6 tRNA genes, 1 rRNA gene and 2 other annotated features are annotated in these 3,760 nt (G+C 50.8%); all 7 genes read right to left on the bottom strand.

Annotated elements, in window-relative coordinates:
- Positions 1 to 72: 72 nt before the first annotated feature.
- The 7 genes from CZ490_RS00080 to rrf all read right to left on the bottom strand — a co-directional run bounded on the left by CZ490_RS00080 (position 73) and on the right by rrf (position 939).
- Positions 73 to 148: transfer RNA gene (locus CZ490_RS00080), tRNA-Asp, on the bottom strand.
- Between the two features lie 72 nt (positions 149 to 220).
- Positions 221 to 297: transfer RNA gene (locus CZ490_RS00075), tRNA-Met, on the bottom strand.
- A gap of 165 nt (positions 298 to 462) precedes the next feature.
- Positions 463 to 538 (bottom strand) — tRNA-Val (locus CZ490_RS00070).
- A gap of 4 nt (positions 539 to 542) precedes the next feature.
- Positions 543 to 617 (bottom strand) — tRNA-Glu (locus tag CZ490_RS00065).
- A gap of 26 nt (positions 618 to 643) precedes the next feature.
- Positions 644 to 735: transfer RNA gene (locus CZ490_RS00060), tRNA-Ser, on the bottom strand.
- Between the two features lie 3 nt (positions 736 to 738).
- Positions 739 to 813: transfer RNA gene (locus CZ490_RS00055), tRNA-Asn, on the bottom strand.
- A 10-nt stretch (positions 814 to 823) separates the two neighbouring features.
- Positions 824 to 939, bottom strand: a 5S ribosomal RNA gene (gene rrf / locus CZ490_RS00050).
- Between the two features lie 236 nt (positions 940 to 1,175).
- Positions 1,176 to 3,522 (bottom strand) — a sequence feature (most likely nonfunctional fraction of RNA operon).
- 101 nt (positions 3,523 to 3,623) lie between these two features.
- Positions 3,624 to 3,760: a sequence feature (23S ribosomal RNA rRNA prediction is too short), on the bottom strand.

The following is a 3,760-nucleotide window of genomic DNA, read 5'->3' as shown; positions in this document are numbered from 1 at the left end:
CGAACCGCCGACACAAGGATTTTCAGTCCTTTGCTCTACCGACTGAGCTACTGAGCCACATTAATATTATAATGGCGGTCCCGACCGGAATCGAACCGGCGATCTCCTGCGTGACAGGCAGGCATGTTAACCGCTACACCACGGGACCATTTTAGATGCTATCTTTTTCAAGACAAATATTATCTTACTATATTATCAAGTTGTAGTCAACAACTTTTTTTGGTTGCGGGGGCAGGATTTGAACCTACGACCTTCGGGTTATGAGCCCGACGAGCTACCAGACTGCTCCACCCCGCGATAATGAGAAATATATAGTTTTTGTCATGCGCTTTATTAGCAACAGACTGTCCCTTCCTCTGAAAGCTAATTCAAGGAGGTTATGTGTCGGGACAACTCGCAGTATTTCAATGATGCAACGCTCGTTGCTCCACCCCGCGATAATAATATTAAGTGTTATTCAAATGGTGGAGGATGACGGGATCGAACCGCCGACCCCCTGCTTGTAAGGCAGGTGCTCTCCCAGCTGAGCTAATCCTCCATAATGGTGACCCGTACGGGATTCGAACCCGTGTTACCGCCGTGAAAGGGCGGTGTCTTAACCGCTTGACCAACGGGCCAACTTGCTGCTTTAAATATATTATAGTGGCGGAGAGCAAGGGATTCGAACCCTTGAGACAGTGTTGACCGCCTACACGATTTCCAATCGTGCTCCTTCGACCACTCGGACAGCTCTCCAAATGGCTCCGCAGGTAGGATTCGAACCTACGACCGATCGGTTAACAGCCGATAGCTCTACCACTGAGCTACTGCGGAACATTTCAAAACCTAGCGACGTCCTACTCTCACAGGGGCAATGCCCCAACTACCATCGGCGCTGAGAAGCTTAACTTCCGTGTTCGGTATGGGAACGGGTGTGACCTTCTCGCCATCGTCACTAGATAAAGTAAAGACAAGTATTATTATACTATCTTTAAAAAATATTTCAAGAAGAAATTTTCATTCCTTCAAAACTAGATAACATACGCACATTCATGAAGTGATTTGTCTAGCTCCGGCTCCTAGCCTCTCGATGTCACTTCACTTCTTCTGTCAAAGTCTATCGACTTTTCGGTCAGAAGTTCCAGCGCTTGTCGAGGCAGTACAGTCGCCTACGCTTTTCTTTTTTGGTTAAGTCCTCGATCGATTAGTATCAGTCAGCTGCACATGTCACCATGCTTTCACCTCTGACCTATCAACCTCGTCATCTTCGAGGGATCTTACTAGTTTAACACTATGGGAAATCTCATCTTGAGGGGGGCTTCATGCTTAGATGCTTTCAGCACTTATCCCTTCCACACATAGCTACCCAGCTATGCCCTTGGCAGGACAACTGGTACACCAGCGGTGTGTCCATCCCGGTCCTCTCGTACTAAGGACAGCTCCTCTCAAATTTCCTACGCCCACGACGGATAGGGACCGAACTGTCTCACGACGTTCTGAACCCAGCTCGCGTACCGCTTTAATGGGCGAACAGCCCAACCCTTGGGACCGACTACAGCCCCAGGATGCGATGAGCCGACATCGAGGTGCCAAACCTCCCCGTCGATGTGGACTCTTGGGGGAGATAAGCCTGTTATCCCCGGGGTAGCTTTTATCCGTTGAGCGATGGCCCTTCCATGCGGAACCACCGGATCACTAAGCCCGACTTTCGTCCCTGCTCGACTTGTAGGTCTCGCAGTCAAGCTCCCTTGTGCCTTTACACTCTACGAATGATTTCCAACCATTCTGAGGGAACCTTTGGGCGCCTCCGTTACTTTTTAGGAGGCGACCGCCCCAGTCAAACTGCCCACCTGACACTGTCTCCAAGGCCGATAAGGCCTTCGGGTTAGAATTTCAATACAGCCAGGGTAGTATCCCACCAATGCCTCCACCGAAGCTGGCGCTCCGGCTTCCAAGGCTCCTACCTATCCTGTACAAGCTGTACCAAAATTCAATATCAGGCTGCAGTAAAGCTCCACGGGGTCTTTCCGTCCTGTCGCGGGTAACCTGCATCTTCACAGGTACTATAATTTCACCGAGTCTCTCGTTGAGACAGTGCCCAGATCGTTACACCTTTCGTGCGGGTCAGAACTTACCTGACAAGGAATTTCGCTACCTTAGGACCGTTATAGTTACGGCCGCCGTTTACTGGGGCTTCGATTCAGAGCTTCGCTTGCGCTAACCCCTCCTCTTAACCTTCCAGCACCGGGCAGGTGTCAGCCCCTATACTTCGCCTTGCGGCTTCGCAGAGACCTGTGTTTTTGCTAAACAGTCGCCTGGGCCTATTCACTGCGGCTTTTCAGGGCTATTCACCCTAAAAAGCACCCCTTCTCCCGAAGTTACGGGGTCATTTTGCCGAGTTCCTTAACGAGAGTTCTCTCGATCACCTTAGGATTCTCTCCTCGCCTACCTGTGTCGGTTTGCGGTACGGGCACCATTTACCTCGCTAGAAGCTTTTCTTGGCAGTGTGGAATCAGGAACTTCGGTACTATATTTCCCTCGCCATCACAGCTCAACCTTATGGTAAGCGGATTTGCCTACTTACCAGTCTAACTGCTTGGACGCGCATATCCAACAGCGCGCTTACCCTATCCTCCTGCGTCCCTCCATTGCTCAAACGGTAAAGAGGTGGTACAGGAATATCAACCTGTTGTCCATCGCCTACGCTTTTCAGCCTCGGCTTAGGTCCCGACTAACCCTGAGCGGACGAGCCTTCCTCAGGAAACCTTAGGCATTCGGTGGAGGGGATTCTCACCCCTCTTTCGCTACTCATACCGGCATTCTCACTTCTAAGCGCTCCACCAGTCCTTACGGTCTGACTTCGCTGCACTTAGAACGCTCTCCTACCATTGTTCGTAAGAACAATCCACAGCTTCGGTGATACGTTTAGCCCCGGTACATTTTCGGCGCAGAGTCACTCGACCAGTGAGCTATTACGCACTCTTTAAATGGTGGCTGCTTCTAAGCCAACATCCTGGTTGTCTAAGCAACTCCACATCCTTTTCCACTTAACGTATACTTTGGGACCTTAGCTGGTGGTCTGGGCTGTTTCCCTCTTGACTACGGATCTTATCACTCGCAGTCTGACTCCCGAGAATCAAGTCTTTGGCATTCGGAGTTTGACTGAATTCGGTAACCCGATGAGGGCCCCTAGTCCAATCAGTGCTCTACCTCCAAGACTCTAACTCGAGGCTAGCCCTAAAGCTATTTCGGAGAGAACCAGCTATCTCCAGGTTCGATTGGAATTTCTCCGCTACCCACACCTCATCCCCGCACTTTTCAACGTGCGTGGGTTCGGGCCTCCATTCAGTGTTACCTGAACTTCACCCTGGACATGGGTAGATCACCTGGTTTCGGGTCTACGACCACGTACTATTTCGCCCTATTCAGACTCGCTTTCGCTGCGGCTCCGTCTCTTCAACTTAACCTTGCACGGGATCGTAACTCGCCGGTTCATTCTACAAAAGGCACGCCATCACACATAAATGTGCTTTGACTACTTGTAGGCACACGGTTTCAGGTTCTCTTTCACTCCCCTTCCGGGGTGCTTTTCACCTTTCCCTCACGGTACTGGTTCACTATCGGTCACTAGGGAGTATTTAGCCTTGGGAGATGGTCCTCCCAGCTTCCGACGGGATTTCACGTGTCCCGCCGTACTCAGGATCCACTCAAGAGAGAACGAAGTTTCGACTACAGGGTTGTTACCTTCTCTGACGGACCTTTCCAGGTCGCTTCGTCTACT

The sequence above is a fragment of the Litchfieldia sinesaloumensis genome (genome assembly GCF_900156865.1).
Lineage (GTDB): Bacteria > Bacillota > Bacilli > Bacillales > Bacillaceae_L > Ferdinandcohnia > Ferdinandcohnia sinesaloumensis.
Note: the sequence above shows the minus strand (reverse complement) of the source record. Positions and strands in the feature narration are given on the sequence as shown.